The sequence below is a fragment of the Streptomyces sp. NRRL F-5135 genome (genome assembly GCF_000719775.1).
GTDB classification, from domain to species: domain Bacteria; phylum Actinomycetota; class Actinomycetes; order Streptomycetales; family Streptomycetaceae; genus Streptomyces; species Streptomyces hebeiensis.
The window spans coordinates 51,052-71,324 of sequence record NZ_JOHR01000024.1 but is presented as its reverse complement, the minus strand read 5'-3'; the positions used below and the strand labels follow the sequence as shown (position 1 = coordinate 71,324).

Here is a 20,273-nt window from a genome sequence, read left to right as displayed (position 1 = left end):
GCACCGGGCCGACGGGGCGGACGAGGCGTGGGAGACGGCGGAGCGGGAGTGACGGAGTGACGGGAATGGTGGAGCGGGTACCGGAGAGCGGGAAGGTCGCCCTGGTCACCGGCGCGAGCCGGGGCATCGGTTACGGCGTGGCCGAGGCTCTGGTCGCGCGGGGCGACCGGGTGTGCGTCACCGGACGTGACGAGGACGCCCTGCGGGAGGCCGTCGGGCGGCTCGGGGCCGACCGGGTCATCGGGGTGGCGGGGAAGGCGCACGACGAGGCGCACCAGGCGGCGGCGGTCGACCGCGTCATGGCGGAGTTCGGCCGTGTCGACTTCCTCGTCAACAACGCCGGAACGAACCCGGTCTTCGGCCCGATCGCCGAGCTGGACCTGGGCGTGGCGCGCAAGGTGTACGAGACGAACGTCCTCTCCGCGCTCGGCTTCGCGCAGCGGACCTGGGCGGCCTGGCAGAAGGAGCACGGCGGCGCGATCGTGAACATCGCGTCGGTCGCGGGCCTGTCCGCGGCACCGTTCGTCGGCGCCTACGGAATGAGCAAGGCGGCCATGATCAACCTGACGCTGCAACTGGCGCACGAGTTCGCGCCGGGGGTACGGGTCAACGCCCTGGCCCCCGCCGTCGTCAGGACCAGGTTCGCGCGGGCGCTGTATGAGGGCCGCGAGGAGGAGGTGGCGGGCGCGTACCCGCTGGGCCGGCTCGGGGTGCCCGAGGACATCTCGGGTGCCGTCGCGTTCCTCACCTCCGAACAGTCGGCGTGGACGACCGGACAGACGATGGTGATCGACGGAGGGATCTTCCTCAACGCGGGCGTGGTGTAGGCGCGCCGGGCGACGGCGCGCGTCGTCGGGTCCGCGGGCGGCGGAGTCCGAGCGCGTGAGGCGTTGTCAGTGGTCCCCGGTAGGTTCTGTGGCAGACAGGTGATTGCTACCGGAGGTTGTTGACGTGACCGACACCGACATGCTGCCCGAGTCCTGGCGCGGCGTCCTCGGCGATGAACTGGAGAAGCCCTATTTCAAGGAGCTGACCGACTTCGTCGAGGAGGAGCGGGCGAAGGGGCCGGTCTATCCGCCGCGCGAGGAGGTCTTCGCCGCGCTCGACGCCACTCCCTACGGCAAGGTGAAGGTCCTCGTCCTCGGGCAGGACCCCTATCACGGCGCGGGGCAGGGGCACGGACTGTGCTTCTCGGTCCGGCCGGGCGTGAAGACGCCTCCCTCGCTGCGGAACATCTACAAGGAGATGAAGGAGGAGCTCGGCCATCCGGTGCCGGACAACGGCTATCTGATGCCGTGGGCCGAGCAGGGCGTCCTGTTGCTCAACGCGGTGCTGACCGTCCGTGAGGCGGAGCCCAACTCCCACAAGGGGAAGGGCTGGGAGAAGTTCACCGACGCGGTGATCCGCGCGGTGGCCGAGCGGCCCGACCCGGCGGTGTTCGTCCTGTGGGGGGCGTACGCGCAGAAGAAGCTGCCGCTGATCGACACGGAGCGCCATGTGGTGGTCAAGGGTGCGCACCCCTCGCCGCTGTCGGCGAAGAAGTTCTTCGGATCACGGCCGTTCACGCAGATCAACGACGCGGTCGCCGCGCAGGGACACGAGCCGATCGACTGGCGTATCCCCGACCTCGGGTGACCGGTGGCCGCTTCGGCGAGCTTCCGCCGGTCCTGTCCCGCCCCTTCGGGGCCGACAGGGCCGGTCGCCGGGCCCGAGCCTGAAGTGGATCGCCCGCTCCGCCCGATAGCGTCTGCTCCGGCGGGCACCGGCGACGGGCCGGACGGTGTGGGTGAGAGCGGAGGCGGCAGTGGCGGAGCGTCGGGAGGCGTCGGCGGACGCCGTCATGACCAGGATCGGGCAGGCGGTCATCCTGCTCCACGGCGGTGACCGCGAGGAGGCGCGCAACCGCTTCGGTGAACTGTGGTCGGAGATCGGTGAGTCGGGGGACGCGCTGCACCGCTGCACCCTCGCGCACTACCTGGCGGACACCCAGGACGACCCGGGGGACGAATTGGCCTGGGACCTTCGGGCGCTGACCGCCGCCGACGGACCGGCGGGTGACGGCGGTGCGGGCCCGGAGGACGGGGGAGCGGCGGCGGGCATGGGCCCGATCGGCCCGGAGGACGGTGCCCGTCCGGGGGACGGGGCGGGAGGAAGGCGACCAAGGGCGGCCGGCCCCGAGTCGGAGGCGCTGCGCGCTCTGTATCCCTCGCTCCACCTCAACCTGGCTGAGGACTACGTGAAGCTTCAGCGGCCGGACGCCGCGCGCGTTCACCTCGACCGGGCGAGACGTGCGGCGGACGCCCTGGGCGGCGCCGGGTGCGGGCACGGGGTCCGGGCGGGGATCGACCGGCTGGAGCGGTGGTTGCGGGAGACGTGAGCGCCGGCCCGGGGCCGCCTGCCGGCCCCGGGCTCAACCCCGGTCACACCGGACCGCGTGAGGTGCGGACAACGGTGGCCCGACCCGGTCCGCCCCCGGCCTGCCGGGGGAGCAGGCCGGGGAGAGGTCTCATCTCCCGTACACGTCCAGGCAGACCCGGTCCGACAGGCTCTCTCCTCCCCACCGGCCGTATGTCTCGCCGATCGCGCACACATCGGTGGCGAGCGCGGCCACCGCCGGTGGTACGGGGGAGAGCCGCTGGGCGGGGCGTTCGGAGGGCTTCCCCGGGCGGGGGAGTGGCACGGCGGGCCGCCCGGCCAGGTGCCCGGAGCCGTATCCGGGCCCGCTCGTCCGGCCGTGCGCGGGGCTGCGGGGTTCGGGGGCAACGCGGGGGGCCGGCCTCGGTGTTCCGGCGACGGGCGCGATCCTCTCCAGTGCCTCCCGCGCCGGCGACTGAACGATCCGTGTGCCCCTCGCGTCCCCGGCCCGGGGGGCCGCACCGGTCAGCCCCGGACGAGGGCCCGGTTCCGGCGTGGGGCCGGGCGCCACGGCCACGCATCCGGAGACGGCCGTGACCGTCACCCCCACCAGGACCCATGCCGCGCTTGTCGTCTTGTACACACGCGCAACTCTGGTGGGCGGGACGGGAGATGGGGCTGCAAAAGGGCTCGTATTGGTCCGGACGGGTGACAGTGGTCAACGTGGCGCCGGGGCGGCCTCCCGCGCGCGAGCGGTGGATCAGTCGCCGGTCGCGCCGTCGACGCGCTCCCGCAGGAGATCCGCGTGGCCGTTGTGCCGGGCGTACTCCTCGATCATGTGCGTGAAGATCCAGCGCAGGCTGTAGGGCTCACCGGTGGTCCGCTCGCGCCGCCCCTTGCCCAGGGCATCGAGGTCCAGCGGGCCGGCCAGCTCCCGGGCACGGGAGATCTCGGCCTGCCAGGTCGCGTACGCCTCGTCCCATGTGGCGTCCTCGCCCACATGGAAGTCACCGTCGCGGTCGGTCTCGTCGTAGTAGAGGGGCGGGGCGTCCTCGTCGGCCAGGGTTCGGCGGAACCAGGCCCGCTCCACCTCGGCCATGTGCCGGACGAGGCCCAGCAGGCTCAGCTCGGACGGTGGCACGGACGTCTGCCGGAGCTGGGCGTCGGACAGCCCCGCGCATTTCGCCGCCAAGGTCGCGCGGTGGTAGTCCAGCCAGCCTTCCAGCATGGCGCGCTCGCCCGCGACGGTGGAGGGCTCGGTACGTTCGATCGTCGTCATGCCGGCCATCCTGCGGCACGGGTCACCCGTTCGGCCAGGCGTTATCCGCCCGAACCGGGATCAGCGGCGTCCGCGGGGACGGTGCGAGTCGACGGTACGCGCGGTGCGGGCGAGGGGCGGGTCAGGGACCGGACGCCCACGACCGCGCCGAACACGGCCAGCACGGCGAGTGCGCCACGGACCGGCCAGTCGCCGAACCGGACGTACGGAGTCGTGCCGCGGGCCAGGGGAGCGGTGTACACCTCCGCTCCGCGGCGCTCCGTCCCGATCGGCGTGCCCACCCGTTCGCCCTCCGGCCCGAAGGCCGCGCTCTCGCCCGTGAGCGTCGCGTGCACCATCGGACGGCCGGTCTCCGCCGCGCGCAGCGCGGCCAGCGAGGCGTGCTGCTCCGGTGCCCAACTGCCCTGGAACGACGAGGTCGAGGACTGCGCCACCAGCACCCGCGCGCCGTTCCTGACCAACTGCCTGCTCATGTCCGGGAACGCCGTCTCGAAGCAGATCAGCGGGCCGAACACGGTCCCGGTCCGCGGTCCGGCGGCGTCCTCGCCCGGTGGTGTCATGACCACCTGCCCTGTGCCTCGCAGCCGGTCCTCGCCCGCGGCCTTGCCCATCGACGTGACCCAGCCCAGTGCCGTCCGGGCGGGTATGTACTCCCCGAAGGGGACCAGTCGCATCTTGTCGTAGGTATCCCCCGTCGGGCCGTCCGGGCCCACCAGGACGGAGCGCTTGAAGATGCCTCCCCGGCCCGCCGCGTCCGTGGTGCGCGCGTCCACGTTGACCAGGATGCCGGCACCGGCCGCACGCGAGAGCGAGGCGAGCCGGGCCGCCAGGTCCGGACGGGCCGTGAGATCGGCGCCGACGCTGCTCTCGCCCCAGACCACCAGGTCGAGGTCCTGGCCGCGCAGCGCACGCGTCAGCTCGGCACCGCGCGCGAACCGGCGCTCGACGGAGTCCGGCCCGGCGAAGACGCCCGGCTGGACGACCGCGATCCGTACCCGCCCGGCCGGCGCGGGCCGGGGCGCCCAGGTCCAGGCGGTGGCGGCGGCCACCGCGCACAGGGCGAGGCCCACGGCCGCCACGACCCGTGCCCGGGCGACCGATATCAGCACGGCGAACGCGGTGTTCACCGCGACCAGCAGCAGGCTCACCAGCCAGACACCGCCCAGGGAGGCCAGCCGAAGGGCGGGCGGCACGCTCCACTGGCTGGCGCCCATCACGCCCCACGGCCCGCCGAGTCCCTGCCAGGACCGGACCAACTCGACCATCAGCCAGCCCGAGGGCAGTACCACGAGGGCGGCGGCGGCCCGGCGCGCGGAGGGAGACCCGCCGAGCGCGGCACGCACCAGCCACCCCCACGGTGCCCACAACAGCCCGAGCAGCGCGGCCAGCACGACGATGAACACATGGAGGCTCGGTATCAGCCAGTGATGCACGGCGACCATGAAGCCGAGGCCGCCCAGCCAGCCGTCCAGCGCGGCCCGCCGGCCGGTCGGCGCCGTCCGTACGAGCAGCGTCCAGGGCACGAGCGAGACATACGCGAACCACCACCAGGACGGCTCGGGGAACGCGAGGGCGGACAGCGCTCCGGCCACCACGGCGGCCGCCCCACGCCACCACGGCGAGGCCAGGAGCGCGGCGAACCGGTCGCCCGGCCCGAACTTCCCGATCGCTCCGGCCGTTCGGCGCGGTCGGGACCATCCGCGCCGGGTGTCCGGCGTATGCGGCGCGCGCGGTCCGGGCACCGGGGTCCGCGACCGGCCCCGCCCGGCGGTCGTGCCGTCCCGCCCGGACGGTTCGTCCGCTCCCTCTCGTGTGTCCGTACCGCGTCGACCGATCTGGATCCGCATGCGCACCTCCTCGGCCGGGTGAATTCCGTTGTCCTGCCAGTCCTTCCCCGGCCGCGCGGCCCCGATGCCGGTGCGTCAACCGCGGGCCATGTACACCGCCCGAGTGAGTGGAGAGGCCCGGAGCGGCAACCGCGTTCGGGGCACTCGAACGTCCGTATCGCCGCAAATGGCACGAAGGAGTTGTTTGCCCCGTGATGGCTCGCCAAGATCGTCGAGGGCCCGGCAGTGTCCTCCCCGGCCGGACGTTCCGGCCGTGAGCAGCCGCCAGGAGGAACGATGTCGTCGAAGAACCGGAACTGGGTCGCCACGTCCGTCGCCGTCATGGGAGTGGCGCTGGCCCTGTCCGCGTCCGGACCCGCCGCGTCGGCCCAGCCGGAGCATGCCGCGGGGGCCAGGGCCGTGACGGTGGACCGGCTCAGCCTGCGACTGGCCTCCGACCCGGGCCAGCTCGCCAACGTCAAGGGCGGTGGCACCGAGAACGGGGCGCCGGTCATCCAGTACCCCTGGACCGGTGGATCGAACGAGCGCTGGGACGCCACCGCGACGGGCAACGGCTACTACCGGCTGGCGTCCGTACGGAGCGGCAAGTGCCTCAACGTCAGGGGCGGGGGGAACGAGAACGGCGCCGAGGTCATCCAGTACACATGTGGCTCGGGTGCCAACGAGCAGTGGAAGTTCGTGCCGAAGGGCAAGGGGTACCAGCTGGTCGTCAGGTCCAACGGGAAGTGCCTGAACGTCAAGGGCGGCGTCGGGCAGAACAACCCGCTGATCCAGTACACGTGTACGTCGGGCGGGGCGGCCAATGACGTCTGGCTGCCCGTCTGGGAGCCGGCCAGCTGATCTCCGTACGCGTCCCGTCCGCCCGGCCGGCCGGAAACGGCCGTCCGGGCGGACTGCTGTCCAGACCCCGGGAGGGGGAGGAGTCAGCCCTCCTCGCCCTCCTCCTCGTCGTCACCCTCGAAGGCGTCGCCGATCTCGTCCACGACCTCGGCCGCCACCATCCCGCCGACCACGCCGACCGCCACACCGGCGGCGACCCCGGCCACCACGGCGCCGGTGCTCGGGCCCGAACGCCGGTGCTCGTCGTGGTGCTTCTCGGAGTGGCCGTAGTGACCGCCCTCGTACGAGGGCTGGTGGCCGTACGGGGCCGAGCCGTGGCCGCCGCGAGCGCCGTGGCGTTCGACGAGCTGCTGGATCCAGGACTCCACCAGGGCGTTCCAGTCCGTCCGGTGGAGGTCGTCGTGCGCCACCGTGAAGCGGGTGAGCACGTCGTGCCCCTCGGAGAAGAACCCGCCCCGCTTGTCGGCCTCGATGACGACCTCCATGCCGGTGGGCGTGGCGAGGAAGGTCACCTCGATCTCGTTCACCGCGTGCGCGTAGCGCTCCGGCGGGGTCAGCTCCAGCTCCTGGTAGAACGGGAGCCGCTGGCCGGTGCCGCCGATGCGGCCGAGCTCCAGATCGGCCGATTTGAAGCCCCAGCCCAGCTGCCCGAACGCCTCCAGGACCGCCTCCTGCACCGGCAGCGGGGCCACCTCCAGCTGGTCCAGGTCGCCCTTGTCCCGGGCCCCGGCCACCTCCAGTTCGGTCCGCACCCCGAGGACCACGCCCAGGGCCTGCCCGTACAGCTGGGTCACGGGCGTCTCCCACGGCAGGGTCAGGGAGAACGGGACGACCTGTTCCGCGCCCTCGGACAGCCGGAAGCCGCCGCCGACCGTGACCCGGTCGAAGACCACCGCGCCCTCGTGCTCGCCCTCCTCGCCCTCGGCCTCGACGCGGGCGACCAGGTCCAGTGTGATCTCCTCGATGTGCGCGTCGGCCTGGCCGCCGCGCAGGCGGACCTGGCCGGACAGCGTGCCGCCCGGTACCGCCGGCCCACCGTCCAGCACGGTGTCGACCGAGGGGCCGCCCACTCCGAGGGCTCCGAGCAGTTTCTTGAACACCATCGTGGCGTCCACTCCTTCATGGGCTTGAGTCGTTCGACGAGTCGAACGATGTGGCGCTGAACGCTCTCAGAACTACCGCAGGAGGTAAAGCGGTTCCCAAGAGGGCCGTTCGAAGGATGCGTTTTCGGCCATGCGGGGGGAGTGGAAAAGGGAAGGCGGAGACGGGCGCCGTCGCGGTCAGTAGACGTCGCGGGCGTAGCGGCGGTCCGCTGCCAGCTGTTTGACGTACGAGGCCGCCGCGTCCTCGTCCAGCCCGCCGTGGGCCACCGCGATGTCACGCAGCGCCCGGTCCACGTCCTTGGCCATGCGCGAGCCGTCGCCGCAGACGTAGAAGTGCGCGCCGTCCTGGAGCCAGGACCAGAGCTGGGCCCCGTGTTCGCGCATCCGGTCCTGTACGTAGACCTTGGCGCGCTGGTCGCGGGAGAAGGCCGTGTCCAGCCGGGTCAGGGTGCCCTCGCGGTGCAGCGCGGCCAGCTCGTCCGCGTAGTAGAAGTCGGTCGCCCGCCGCTGCTCGCCGAAGAAGAGCCAGTTCGGGGCCCGGTCGCCGCGGGCCCGCCGCTCGTCCAGGAACCCCAGGAAGGGGGCGACGCCGGTGCCGGGGCCCACCATCACCATGGGCGTCGCGGGATCGGCGGGCGGCCGGAAGTGGGCGGAGCGCCGGACGTGCACGGGCACCGGGCTGCCGGGTTCCGCGTCGGCGAGGAACGCCGAGGCGACGCCCTTGCGGGGGACGCCCCGGCGGCTGTCGTAGCGGACGACGGACACGGTCAGGCTGATCCGGCCGGGGTCGGTGAGCGGGCTGGAGCATATGGAGTACAGCCGCGGCCGGAGGCGGTCGAGGGTGGCCGCCCACTGCGCCGCGCCGGCCCGGACGGGGTGCTCCGCGATGATGTCGGCGGGCTGCCTGCCCCAGGTCCACTTCGCGAGTTCGCCCTTGTTGTCGGGGCGCAGCAGCGTCTTGAGCCTGTGGTCACGGGTGTGGTCCGCGATGAGCCGCAGCAGGTCGGGGGTGACCTTGGCGAGGTCCAGGTGGCGGTGCAGGGCCTCCCCGAGGGAGACGTCCCCGATGCCCGGCAGCTCGATCCCGGACGCCGGGTCGAGGCCCGTCACGGCGAGCCATTCGGCCACGAGGTCGGGGCAGGTGCGGGGGTGCACCCCGAGCGCGTCCCCGGCCCGGTACTCCAGGGGCGTTCCGCCGTCGCCGGTCTCGAAGGTGAACCGGCGCACTTCCTTGGCGGCCCCGGGAAGGCTGAGCAGGCGGTTGCCGGTGAGCCGGGCGGTGACCGGCGCGGTCCTGGAAAACGGCGAGGACGACGCGGGAGCGGGGGGAGCCGTGGGAGACCCGGCGGGTGCGGCGGATGTGGCGGACGCCGGCGCCGAGGGCCCGGTGGGTGTCCGCGCCGCGCCGTCCGTACCCGGTGCCGTGTTCCGCGCCCCGCCCGGCTCCACTGTCGCGCCGAGGGCTGCGATCACCTTCTCCAGCCACTGCCCGGCGGGTGTCCCGTAGTCGGGTTCGCAGTCGGTACGCGGCACCAGCCGTACGGCACCCAGCTGGTCGAGCCGCTCGTCCAGGCGGCGGCCGTGCCCGCAGAAGTCGTCGTACGAGGAGTCCCCGAGGGCCAGGACCGCGTACCGCACCCCGTCCAGCCGGGGCACGTCGGGCGCGCTGAGCGCCTCCCAGAAGTGGGACCCGTTGTCGGGCGCGTCGCCGTCCCCGAAGGTGCTGGTGACGATGAGCAGGTCGGCGCCGCGCGGCAGGGCGGCCGGCGCGCTGTCCGCCATGCTCAGCAGCCGGGCCGCGCGGCCGTCGTCGGCCAGTCTGCGCGCGGCGGCCGTGGCGACCTCCTCCGCGTTGCCGGTCTGCGACGCCCACAGGACCACCACCTCGCGCCCGGGCGCGCGACCGCCGTCACCGGCCGTGCCGCCGTCACGGGACGTGCCGCCGTCCCCGGGCTCGGGCCCCTCCCCCGGTGCGGCCGTGGCCGTGCCGGGGACGCGGGAGAACATCCCGGCCAGCACCCCGTTCACCCAGAGCGCCCGCTCCGGTGCGAAGGGGGCGTGCGCGGGGAGCACCGGAGTCCCGGGCGCCCCGGCGGCCCCGGCCGCGATCCCGGTCAGGAAGCCGGACAGATAGTGGCGTTCGTCCTCCTCCAGCGGTGGCGGGGCGGGAGCGCTGATCCCGAACAGCTCCGCCAGAACCGCCACCCCACCGGCCGCGGAACCCACGGAATTCACGGAAGCGGGCGTCGCCCCCGCCACTCCGGTTCGGTACGTTCCGTCCGCACTCGCACTCGCACCCGCCCCTGCGTTCCGGGCGTCCGCCCGGCCCGCGTCCGCGCCGTCTCCCGGCCGTGCCGCGAGCCGCGTCAGCGAGACCGCGCACATCTTGAACTCCGGCTGGAAGGAATCCGGGTCGACCGCGTCGTTGGTGACCGCGTTGACACTGAGGTACTCGCCGAACAGGTCGTTCCAGTGGAACGGCGCGAAGCAGTTCCCGGGCCGCACCCGGTCGGTCGGCACGGCCGGCAGCACCGCCCGGCCCCGCCGCGAGGCGACCTCCACCGAGTCGCCCTCCTCGATCCCCAGCGTCCGCGCGTCCTCCGGGTGGATCTCCACGAACGGTCCGGGGTTCAGCTTGTTGAGCTTGGAGACCTTGCCGCTCTTGGTCAGGGTGTGCCACTGGTGCTGCACCCGGCCCGTGTTCAGGACGAACGGGAAGTCGTCGTCGGGCAGTTCGGCCGCCGGCAGATGGGGCCGGGCGTGGAACACCGCGCGCCCGGAAGCGGTGGGGAAGACCAGCCGCGGCCGGCTGCCGTCCGGCCGTTCGACGACCGGCCGGCCCGCCCCGTCGTTCAGGTAGCGGACCGGGTTGCGGTCCGGCCCGTCCTCGGCGGCGCTGGGCCACTGCACGGGCGTACGGCGCAGCCGCTCGTAGCTGACCCCGCGCAGGTCGTAGCCGGTCTTCGGGTTCCAGGCCCGCTTGATCTCCTCGAAGACCTCCTCGGCGCTCTCGTACCCGAAGGCGTCCTCGTAACCCATCGCGCAGGCGATCCGCGCGATGATCCGCCAGTCCGGCCACGCCTCGCCCGGCGGGTCCACCGCCCGGCTGCTCAGCGTGAGGCTGCGTTCCGAGTTGACGTACACGCCCTCGGACTCGGCCCACAGGGCCGCGGGCAGGACGACATCCGCGTACGCGTTGGTCTCCGTGTCGGTGAACACGTCCTGTGTGACGACGAACTCGGCCGCCTCCAGCCCCTCGATGACGGTCTTGCGGTTGGCGACCGACGCGACCGGGTTGGTGCACATGATCCAGCAGGCCTTGACGTCCCCGGCGGCCATCCGCTCGAACATCTCGACCGTGCCCCGGCCCGGATCGTCCGCCCGCAGGCTGCCCGGCGCGATGCCCCACAGGTCCTCGACGAAGGCCCGGTCTTCCGCCACCAGCACCGACCGCTGTCCCGGCAGCCCCGGCCCCATGTACCCCATCTCCCGGCCGCCCATGGCGTTGGGCTGGCCGGTCAGGGAGAACGGGCCGCTGCCGGGGCGGCAGATCGCACCGGTCGCCAGATGCAGATTGACCAGGGCGTTCGTGTTCCATGTGCCGTGCGTGCTCTGGTTCAGGCCCATGGTCCAGCAGCTCATCCAGGCGCCCGCCGCACCGATCAGCTGGGCGGCCCGGCGGAGGTCCGCCTCCGGGACACCCGTGATCCTGGCGACCTCGGCGGGCGGGTAGTCCTGGAGGAAGGCGGGCATGTCCGCCCAGCCCTCGGTGTGCTCGGCGATGAAGTCCGGGTCGGTGTGGCCGTTCTCGACCAGCAGGTGGAGCAGCCCGTTCAGCAGGGCCAGGTCCGTGCCCGGCCGGACCTGGAGGAAGAGATCGGCCTTGGCCGCCGTCGCGCTGCGCCTGGGATCGACCACGATCAGCTTGGCGCCCGCCTTCACCCGCTCCATGAGCCGCAGGAAGAGGACGGGATGGCAGTCGGCCATGTTGGAACCGGTGACCAGGAAGACATCGGCGTGCTCGAAGTCCTCGTACGAGCCGGGCGGGCCGTCCGCGCCGAGCGACTGCTTGTAGCCGGTGCCCGCGCTCGCCATGCACAGCCGCGAGTTGGACTCGATCCGGGCGGTCCGCACGAAGCCCTTCGCCAGCTTGTTGGCCAGGTACTGGGCCTCCAGCGTCAGCTGGCCCGAGACGTAGAAGGCGAGCGCGTCGGGGCCGTGCTCGTCGACGACCGCGCGCAGCCGCCGGGCGGTCTCCTCGATCGCCGCCTCCATCGCGCACGAGGCGGGCGCCTCCCCGCGGTCCGTACGGATCAGGGGCCGGGTCAGCCGGCCCGGCGCCGCGAGCATCTCGGCGCTCGTCGCGCCCTTGGTGCACAGCCGGCCGGCGTTGGCCGGGTGCGCCTTGTCGCCGGACGCCTTGACCACGGTCCGCCGGCCGTCGGGCCCCGTCGCGACGTCGAGGACGATTCCACAGCCGACACCGCAGTACGAGCAGACGGTCCGCACCCGGTCGGTGGTGCTGGGCCGCGGAGCGGGTGCGGTCACGGGCGGGCCTCTTTCGTGGTCGGGTTGCCGTGCGCGCCTCCGGCGGACGAGCGGTGGACGCGCGGCCCGGCGGACGGTCGGCACACGACAGTACGTAGAACCCGTTACCCAGGTGTCACGTCAAGCGGACGAGACCGGTTACGGCCGCTGCACACCGCCCCCGGCCGCTCAGTGAGATCGCCACGGGCCCCTCCGCCGTCGGCGAAGGGGCCCGTGACCTGCGGTGACGCGATGAGCGATCAGGAGACCTGAGCGGGGAGCAGCGGTACGAGCCGGTCCCAGCGCGCGATCTCACAGCCGTCCGAGCGCGAGAACGCGGCGTCCACCGGGCGGCCCGCCCAGGTGCCGGTGATCCGCGCCGTGGCGGGGCCGCCGTACATGGTCGTACACATCGCGCCGGCCGACCCCGCCGTCGACTCCGGCGCGAAGGTGTCACGGCCCCAGCGGGTCATCCCGTCCAGCCGGTCGCACGCCTCCTGGGCGGCCCAGTGGCCGCCGCCGGCCGGGTGGCAGGACAGCTCGAAGGAGCCGTCGGCCCCCGGCGTGCCCGAGTCGGCCACGGTGACGGTGAGCCGGTCGGTCGGCGCGGCGGGACCGTCCTGCACGGCAGCGCCGACCGGTACGGGAGCGGCGGTCACGGGGGGAGCGGCGACGGAGAGCGCCAGCGCGCCGAGAGCGCCGGCGCACACGGTACGGACCGATCGACGGACGAACATGATGGAGGTGCCTCCTGGCTTCCGGGCCCTGCGCAGGTGCGTACGGGCATGGTCGCCCCCACAGCAGCACGCGCCGCGCCCGATTCCCCGCATCTCACCCGAACGTGGGCCGGTCGTCCATCGGCTTGACGCGCGCGCCGGGCCCGTCCGGACTCCGGCGCGCGCTGGACGTCAGGCCGTGGCGCGCCTGAACTGCTGGTTCGTCGCGCCCGAACAGGCGTACGTAATGAGCCGTGCCGAGTCCGCCGTGGAACCGGACGCCACGTCGAGGCACTCGCCGCTCGCCCGGGAGGCGAGCGTGACGTACCCGCTCGTGTTCGCGGCGACCTTCCACTGCTGCCCGGCCGCTCCGGTGCAGGCCCGCTGCTCGACGGCGTCGGCGGTTTCGGTCAGGCAGAGCGAACTCTGCCGGCCCAGCAGCCGGACATGGCCGTCGCCGGTGTCCGCGAACCAGAACTTCTGGTTCCCGCCGCCGTTGCACGTGTACTGCGTGAGCGCCACACCCTCCTGGACCGACTGCCCGGGCACGTCGGCGCACTTGCCGCTGTGCCGGGCCGTCAGGGTCTCGTACGGGCCGCCCGAGCCGGTCACCGTTCCCGCCGCCGTGTCGATCGTGACCTGCGGGTACCAGTCCATCGTGAGGCTGGTGGCGGTGGGGAAGGCCAGCGGGAGCCACACGTAGCGCGAGTCGTTGACCTTCTTGCCGAACGAGTTGCCCCACCGGTCGCCCAGCTAGAGGTAGGAGGTGGCCGACGTGCCCTGGACGGTCAGCACGTACGCGGTCTGGGAGTCGAAGGCCGTCGCGTCACCGACGTTCCGCATCGCGCTCCAGGGCCCGGCGAGCGAGGTGGCGGTCGCGTACTGCTGCTGGTTGGGGTTCCAGCCCGTGGCCCCCGACGTCAGCATGAAGTACACACCGCCCCGCTTGAACAGCGCGGGCGCCTCGCGGTGCCCGCCCGGCCAGGGATTGGCGACCAGGCTGTCGACCGCGGTGTAGTCGGCCGTCAGCCGGTAGATCTGGAGGTCGTAGTTCTCGCGCGCGGCCGAGATCATGTAGCCCGTGCCGTCGGTGTCGGTGAACACGGTGATGTCCCGCGACATATGGACCCCGAGCGGCCGGAAGCTGCCCTTCCAGGTGTAGTCGCCGTCGACGGTGGCGGAGGTGGCCACGGCGGCACGCGCCTGACTGTAGTCGGTGGCGCTCTCCTTGTGCATCCACATCACGAACCGGCCGGTGGCCGCGTTGTACATCACCTTGGGCCGCTCGATGTTGGCCGACGCGAGCTCGGGATCCGTGGCCTGGGTCAGCACATGGCGGCGGAACTCCCAGGTCTTGAGGTCGGCCGAACGGTACGCGGAGACATACCGGAAGGTGTTGTCCGCGTTGCGGTTCTCGCCGAACCAGTAGTACCAGGCCCCGACCTTGATGACACCGCCGCCGTGGGCGTGCACCACCTGGCCGTCCGTGCCGGTGAACTGGGTGCCGTTGGTGACCGTGACGTCCGCCGCCGCCCGGTCGTCCCCGGTGCGGGCGGACGGGACCGGCGCGGCGCCGGCCGCCGCCGGGAGCAGGGCGCCCGCGACCGCCAGGCAGAGCGCGAGCAGCAGTGTGCCCACCCGGCCGTGCGCCCGACGGCCGTGCGCCTGACGGCCCTGCGCCCGTCGGCCGTGTGTCGCGTCGTGCCGTGTGTCGCGTCGTGTCCCGTTTCCCGTGCCGTACGGAATGCCATGCCGCACGCCATATCTCGTGTCCTGTCCCATCCCGGTCACACTCCCGCGTCCGTACCGCGTCGGAGCGCGAGGCCGGGGACCGGGCCGTCCGCCACCGGGACGCCGAAGTCCGGGGTGCCGTCCGGCCGCCAGCCCAGTGGCTGGACTCGGGTGTGGCGGTTGGGGTCGTTCAGTGGATCGCCGGTGATCTCCTTGTACTGGCGGGCGTGGTAGACGAGGACGTCCGTACGCCCGTCCTCGGCGACCGTGAAGGAGTTGTGCCCCGGACCGTACTGCCCGGTCGTCCCGTTACTGGCGAACACGGGCGCCGGGGACTTCGTCCAGGACGCCGGATCGAGCAGGTCGGCCCGGTCGTCGGCCGTCAGCAGACCCATGCAGTAGTGGTGGTCGGTCGCGCTCGCCGAGTACGTCATGAAGACGCGGCCGTTGCGCTGGATGACCGCCGGGCCCTCGTTGACCTTGAAACCGACGCACTCCCAGTCGTACTCGGGCGTCGTGAGCCGCACCTGGGGGCCGGTCAGCGTCCACGGATTCGCCATCCGGGACAGGAACACACCGGTGTTGTTGTCCATGTCCGGCTCGTGCTGCGCCCAGGCGAGATAGCGCGTGCCCCGGTGGGTGAAGGTGGTGGCGTCGAGCGAGAAGGTGTCCCAGGCGGTGGTGAGCCGGCCCTTCTCGGTCCAGGTGCCGCGGAAGGGATCGGGATGGGTGTTCTCGAGCACCCAGATCCGTATCCTCCACACGTCGTCGGTGCGGCCCGCGGCGAAGTAGACGTACCACGCGCCGTCGACGCGGTGCAGCTCCGGTGCCCAGATGTGCGCTCCCATGTCGCCGCTGGTGTGCTTCCTCCAGATCACCGACTCGTCGGCGGTCGCCAGCCCGCGCAGGGTGCGCGAGCGGCGCAGGACGATCCGGTCGTACTCGGGCGCGGTGCCGGTGAAGTAGTAGAAACCATCGGTGTGGCGGTGGACATGGGGATCGGCGCGCCGTTCGATCAGGGGGTTGCGGACAGGGGCGCCGGAGGGTACGGCGAGGGCGGTCACCGGTACGGCGGACAGGGCGCCGGCGGCCAGGGCTCCCTTCAGCACCACTCTGCGACTGGGGATGTCACCGCGGCTCATGCAGTCTCCCTTGACGGTGGGACGGAGGCTCACGTCCGGCATGTCGAACACCATCTGTGATTCCGAACGCGCACACCGTAAGGGCGGGGTACAGGGAGGTCAACGGGGCGGGGGCGACGAACTCCGGGCCGTGTTCGCGGTGTTGGCCGACTGTTGACCGGCCCGGCACGTCGTCGGGCCGGGCGCTACCTCCTGCCTCCTACCTCCTGCCGCCTCGCTCGACCTCGTCCTCGTACTCCTCCGCGTACTCGTCGTCACCGGCCTCGTCCTCGTAGCGGCGGCCCCTGCCGTTGCCGGAGCCCTCGTCCTCGTACTCGTCGCCCTCGTACCGCTCCTCCCGCGCGGCCTCTTCCTCCTCCACCACTTCCTCGTGCGTGCGTACGACCTCCCCGTCCCGGATCTCCCCGCGCCAGGCGTCCTCCGGCTCCTCGTCGGTGAGGGTCACGTACCGCTGGAAGTTCTTGAAGTCGAGCCGCAGCCGACGGCCCTGGGCGCGCCAGATGTTGCCGGTCTTCTCGAAGAAGCCCGACGGGTAGTACTCGACGACCAGGACGATGCGCGTCAGGGCGGGCGCGAGTTCGTGGAAGCTGACGGCTCCCCTGGTGGTGCCCCGGGAGCCCTCCGACGTCCACACGATGCGCTCGTCCGGCACCTGCTCCAGCACGGTCGCCCGGAAGCTGCGCGACGACGGGCCCACCTTGGTCTTCCAGGTGCTCGCCGTGTCGTCGTCGCTGTCCTTCGACACGTCGCGCACACCCTTGGTGAATCCGCTGAACCTCTCGTACTGGGTCCAGTAGTCGTAGCAGGTGCGCAACGGCATGCCGACGTCGAGGACTTCGATGATGTTCGTGACCTTGGGCGAGCCGGCCTTGCCGCCGCCCCCGCCCCCGCCGAGGAGGCTCTGGGCCTTTTCCACGGCGTTCTCCTTGAGGCCCTTCGCCTTCTCCGAGAGCATGGCCTTGACCGGGGACTCCCCGTGCAGGAGGCGGGAGCCGATCGAACCGATCGAGCCGACCGCGGGCAGATGCCCGCCGTTCTCCGCGATGTCGGTGAGCCGGCCGGTGAGGCCGGTGAGTCTGCCGCCCGCCGTCGTGGCCGCGTGCCGCGCCCGGGCGGCGAGGTAGGCGGCGATCTCCTTGCGCAGCCGCGCGAGCGGTTCGGCGCCGTCCGGGGCGGCCTGGTCTGTCCTGTTCATGGCCGACTACCTCCGGCGATCCGCGCGCGTGGCCGCTCGCTTGGCGGCCCGCTCCGACGACGTGGACGACTTCGGGGACGCCTGCCCGGCGGGGGACGCCTTCTTCGCGGTCGCCTTCTTGGCGGCGGACTTCTTCGCCGCGGTCTTCTTGGCGGGCGGGGGCGCTTTCCTGCCGGGTGGGGGAGCCGGGCGCGGCGCGTGCCGCTCGCGGGACGCGTCCTCGTCCCGCGCCTCCTCGTAGCCCTCGGCGTCCTCGTACTCCTCGGGATACTCCTCCGCCACCTCGCCCTCCCGGGACTCCCCGTGCCCCGCGCGGCGCCCGGTCCGTCCGGCGGCCGGCGCGCCGCCGGCCGCTTCACGGGCCTTCTCGCCGGCGCCCCCGGCCTTCTCGCCGAGCCCCCGGGTCTTCTCGTCGAGGCCGAGCGTGCGGTCGCTGATGGCGTCGGCGAGCGAGCCCAGTTTCCGGTTCACCACGGCGGTCAGCGCCTGGCGGGCCGCGTCGGTGGTGTCGGCGCGCAACTGCTTCCGCAACTCCGCCACCTGCGGCACCCCGCCCAGCCTGCGCGCCCCGTCCGCGAGCAGCCGGCGCGGCTGGAGACGCAGGCGCCGCCCGGCCAGGAAGGTCGCCAGGGACAGGGCGAGCCGCCCCTTCTTCGTACGGCCCAGCACATAGCCGCCGGCGACCGCGGCGGCCAGGGCGGCCTTGGTTCTCTCATCCATCAGTACGCCACCTTCGATTGCTCGTCCGGATCGGCCGGCGTTCGCGCGGCCGGTCGAGAAGCCCTGCCTCTTCTCGGCGTTCTTCGCCCTGTTTCCTTCGTCCCGTTCCGGCGTTTTCTCTGCCTTCTCTGCCTTCTCCGCCGCCGGTCGGTGTCATGTCGCCGCCGTGTCCCCGGGCCCGGCGGCCACCCGCTCGGGCGGGACGAAGCTGTAGCAGGGCAGCGGCCCCGCCACCCGCAGGTCCACCCGGTCACGGCGGCGTACGGCGAACTCCCGCACCGCGTCGCGGAACCGGTCGACGGTGGCCCTGTCGACCAGGAACGACGTGGTGAGCACGGATCCGGAGACCCGGGGCCCGGGCGTCACCGCCCGGGCCAACGGCGTGAGTTCGAGCACCGCGTGCCGGGCCGCCTCCGCCGCCCGGCGGGCCATCGCCGTCAGCACCGCCTCGCCCAGCCGCGCACGCGCCTCGTACCCGGGGCACCGCCGCGCCTCCTCGCGCAGCCGGCGGATGGCCGGGTCCTCCCGTACGAGGCTCGCCAACGCCTGCGCCGGAGCGTGCGCGGCCACCGCCACCTCGATCCGGCCGGACAGCCGCTCCAGCGTCGCCAGGTGACGTGCCTCCGCTGCGGCCAGTCCCCGCCGGACCGTGGCCTCGTCCGGGAGGACCGTCCCGAACCGCATGGGCAGCACCGGACCGCCCTCACCGAGAGCCAGCAGCAGACCCTGATGGGCCGCCAGGTGCCGCGGGCGTGGCCGCCGCGGGCGCGCCGGGGCGTCGCTGACGACGGCGCCCACGCGCCCCTCGGCCAGGACGCGTAACCTCGCGGGCACCCTGCCCACGCCGTCGACGCCGTCCGGAACCCGCTGACCCGCGCGTACGAAGGCGTGGACCCGCACCCGCGGCGCGCGCCGTGCCCGTCGCGCCGTCACCGACCGGCCCCGGCGGGCCGTTCGCGCGCGCGGCGACGGGTCGTTGCGGACGCGGAAGTGCCCCGGGCCCGACGGTGTTCTGCCATACGACAAGTCTCGTCAGGATCGGGGCCGCCGCATCTTCAGCCGCCCGCGCGAAGGACCGCCGACGGCGTCCCGGCCCATACGCCGGGGGCGTCGGGCCGGCTCCTCGGCCCTCCCGTCAGTCCTCCCGGGCCACGCGCACGCCGCGCGGCGCGGGGTCCGCCGCGTCCGGCACCACCATGCCCGCGGCCACCCCCGTGCGCAGATAATCGATCACATCGGCATTGAGCCGTTCGCCGGGGAGCGCCGCCGGGATCCCGGGCGGGTACGGCGTCGCGCACCCGGTCGGCGATCCGGTACCCCGTGGTCTTCAGGGCCGTGACGTCGATGACGATCTGGAGGAGATCCAGGCCGGCCGCGAGCCCGGGGCCACGGAAGTCCTCCGGCCCGTGCACGGTCATGCCCTCGATGGAGTCGATCCGCTCGCGTACCGCGGCTCAGCCGCCGAATCCCCCGCTGCCGAATCCGCCGCCCGAGTGGTCATCGCCGCGCGGCCGGGCCCGGGGCGGGCTGAAGCGGGTCCCTCGCTTGGCGTGTCGGCCCCGGCCGTGCCGGGCAGGCGTGTCGGTGTGCTCGCCCTCTGGGGCCCGGTCCGCGGGCTCCTGGCCGGACTTCTTGTGCCAGTTCCACCACTTCAATCTGTTCATATGGGTGCAGTACCCGGGAAATGCGCACCTATTGCCCTATTTGTTATGTTTCTGAGGTCTGTTTGTGATCCGCCGAGGAGGCATTCATGGCGTCCTTGCTCGCTTCCCCGTCCCTCACGGGCCTCTCCGCCGTCGTCACGGGCGGCTCCCGCGGTCTGGGGCTCCTGCTGGCCGAGGAACTGGCCGCGCGGCACTGCGACGTCACGATCGTGGCCCGGGACGCGGCGGAGCTCGGCCGGGCGGACACCCTGCTGCGGCGCCCCGGCGGGGTCCGCGTCCGTACCGCCGTGTGCGACGTACGGGACCGGGACGCCGTCCGCGAGATGCTGCGCGACACCGCCGGCGCCTTCGGCGGGATCGACCTCGTCATCGCCAACGCGGGGATCATCCAGGTCGCGCCCGTCGACGACCTCGGCGCGGAGGCCTTCGAGAGCGCGTTGGACAGCATCTTCAAGGGCGCCCTGTACACCTCGCTGGAGGCGCTGCCCTATCTGCGCCGCAGTCCCGCGGGCGGCAGGCTGGCCCTGATCGGATCGGTCGGTGGTCTGCTGGCGGCGCCGCATCTGCTGCCGTACTCCTGCGCCAAGGCCGCGGTCGGCGCGCTGGCGGAGGGGCTGCACGCGGAGGCGGCCCGGGGCGGGGTGAGCGTCACCGCCGTCCACCCCGGGCTGATGCGGACGGGCTCCCATCTGCACGCGCGGTTCGGCGGCGATCAGGAACGCGAATTCGCCTGGTTCTCCGCCCTGGCCGGCATGCCCGTGGTCTCCATGAACGCGCGCCGCGCGGCGGACCGCATTGTCACGGCCGTCCAGCGCCGGCGGACGCGGATCGTCCTCACCCCGGTCGCGCGCGCCGCGGCCGTGGTCCATGGTGTCGCCCCGGGGCTGACCACCCGGATGACCACGCTGGCCACCCGGGCGCTGCCGAACCCGACGGACGGCAGGCGGCGGCTGACGGAAGGAGCGGACCTGGGGCCGCCCGCGCACCCCGTCGCCCGGAGGCTGCGCGCGTGGGGCAGCGCGCTCAACGACAAGGTGGCCGGCGCCTACAACCAGCGGGCGGCATGAGCCCGTCGCCGTCGCGCGCCGAGACGGATGGTCGCGGACGGGCGTGTACGGAGACGGACGTACGGACGCGCGCCCACGACCGCGACC

Annotated in this window: 16 protein-coding genes and 2 pseudogenes; 5 read left to right on the top strand and 13 right to left on the bottom strand. The window is 73.1% G+C overall.

Annotated features, from left to right (window positions below; translation table 11 throughout):
* The first annotated feature begins 65 nt into the window (after positions 1–65).
* From IG02_RS0131520 to IG02_RS0131510, 3 genes are all read left to right on the top strand, one after another.
* Entirely contained in the window at positions 66–827 is a 762-nt protein-coding gene (locus tag IG02_RS0131520; RefSeq protein ID WP_030755636.1) for an SDR family oxidoreductase, read from the top strand.
* Between the two features lie 124 nt (positions 828–951).
* Positions 952–1,635 (top strand): uracil-DNA glycosylase, encoded by a 684-nt coding sequence (locus IG02_RS0131515; RefSeq protein WP_030755635.1) that lies wholly within the window; start codon positions 952–954, stop codon positions 1,633–1,635.
* Positions 1,636–1,804: 169 nt separating this feature from the next.
* A complete protein-coding gene (locus IG02_RS0131510; protein WP_063756874.1) occupies positions 1,805–2,377 on the top strand; it encodes a tetratricopeptide repeat protein in 573 nt (190 codons plus the stop codon).
* Between the two features lie 129 nt (positions 2,378–2,506).
* On the opposite strand, the gene IG02_RS40005 is transcribed toward IG02_RS0131510, so the two are convergent.
* From IG02_RS40005 to lnt, 3 genes are all read right to left on the bottom strand, one after another.
* Positions 2,507–2,998 carry a hypothetical protein gene (locus IG02_RS40005; protein WP_234314981.1) on the bottom strand — a complete coding sequence of 164 codons (492 nt, stop codon included), beginning with the start codon at positions 2,996–2,998 and terminating at the stop codon, positions 2,507–2,509.
* Between the two features lie 117 nt (positions 2,999–3,115).
* Positions 3,116–3,634, bottom strand: coding sequence for a DinB family protein (locus IG02_RS0131505; RefSeq protein WP_030755631.1), 519 nt, complete (start codon positions 3,632–3,634; stop codon positions 3,116–3,118).
* 41 nt (positions 3,635–3,675) lie between these two features.
* A complete protein-coding gene (lnt, locus tag IG02_RS0131500; protein WP_078854979.1) occupies positions 3,676–5,481 on the bottom strand; it encodes an apolipoprotein N-acyltransferase in 1,806 nt (601 codons plus the stop codon).
* 276 nt (positions 5,482–5,757) lie between these two features.
* On the opposite strand from lnt, the gene IG02_RS0131495 reads away from it, so the two are divergent.
* The gene (locus IG02_RS0131495; RefSeq protein WP_037804813.1) at positions 5,758–6,321 is read left to right on the top strand and encodes an RICIN domain-containing protein; all 564 of its coding nucleotides are present in this window, start codon (positions 5,758–5,760) and stop codon (positions 6,319–6,321) included.
* Between the two features lie 83 nt (positions 6,322–6,404).
* Here IG02_RS0131495 and IG02_RS0131490 read toward each other — a convergent pair whose 3' ends face one another.
* The 10 genes and pseudogenes from IG02_RS0131490 to IG02_RS41845 all read right to left on the bottom strand — a co-directional run bounded on the left by IG02_RS0131490 (position 6,405) and on the right by IG02_RS41845 (position 19,119).
* Entirely contained in the window at positions 6,405–7,424 is a 1,020-nt protein-coding gene (locus IG02_RS0131490; protein ID WP_030755625.1) for a sporulation protein, read from the bottom strand.
* 177 nt (positions 7,425–7,601) lie between these two features.
* A complete protein-coding gene (locus IG02_RS0131485) occupies positions 7,602–11,972 on the bottom strand; it encodes a molybdopterin-dependent oxidoreductase (protein WP_030755624.1) in 4,371 nt (1,456 codons plus the stop codon).
* A 239-nt stretch (positions 11,973–12,211) separates the two neighbouring features.
* The gene (locus tag IG02_RS0131480) at positions 12,212–12,688 is read right to left on the bottom strand and encodes an SSI family serine proteinase inhibitor (protein WP_030755621.1); all 477 of its coding nucleotides are present in this window, start codon (positions 12,686–12,688) and stop codon (positions 12,212–12,214) included.
* A 171-nt stretch (positions 12,689–12,859) separates the two neighbouring features.
* Positions 12,860–14,305: pseudogene (locus IG02_RS37140) on the bottom strand (RICIN domain-containing protein).
* Positions 14,306–14,454: 149 nt separating this feature from the next.
* Complete coding sequence (locus IG02_RS0131470; RefSeq protein ID WP_037804850.1) at positions 14,455–15,540, bottom strand: family 43 glycosylhydrolase; 1,086 nt, start codon at positions 15,538–15,540, stop codon at positions 14,455–14,457.
* 199 nt (positions 15,541–15,739) lie between these two features.
* Complete coding sequence (locus IG02_RS0131465; RefSeq protein WP_051765965.1) at positions 15,740–16,735, bottom strand: SRPBCC family protein; 996 nt, start codon at positions 16,733–16,735, stop codon at positions 15,740–15,742.
* A gap of 6 nt (positions 16,736–16,741) precedes the next feature.
* Positions 16,742–17,455, bottom strand: a complete 714-nt coding sequence (locus IG02_RS41850) for a hypothetical protein (protein WP_030755612.1) — start codon at positions 17,453–17,455, stop codon at positions 16,742–16,744.
* Positions 17,456–17,608: 153 nt separating this feature from the next.
* Positions 17,609–18,289: a GvpL/GvpF family gas vesicle protein gene (locus IG02_RS0131455; RefSeq protein ID WP_324604760.1), complete on the bottom strand. Its 681-nt coding sequence runs from the start codon at positions 18,287–18,289 to the stop codon at positions 17,609–17,611.
* A gap of 301 nt (positions 18,290–18,590) precedes the next feature.
* Positions 18,591–18,909: pseudogene (locus IG02_RS43210) on the bottom strand (hypothetical protein); the annotation flags it as partial.
* Positions 18,910–19,119, bottom strand: coding sequence for a hypothetical protein (locus IG02_RS41845; RefSeq protein ID WP_158712412.1), 210 nt, complete (start codon positions 19,117–19,119; stop codon positions 18,910–18,912).
* A gap of 86 nt (positions 19,120–19,205) precedes the next feature.
* Here IG02_RS41845 and IG02_RS0131445 point away from each other — a divergent pair, with 86 nt between their 5' ends.
* A complete protein-coding gene (locus IG02_RS0131445) occupies positions 19,206–20,186 on the top strand; it encodes an SDR family NAD(P)-dependent oxidoreductase (RefSeq protein ID WP_030755606.1) in 981 nt (326 codons plus the stop codon).
* The last annotated feature ends 87 nt before the right edge of the window (positions 20,187–20,273 follow it).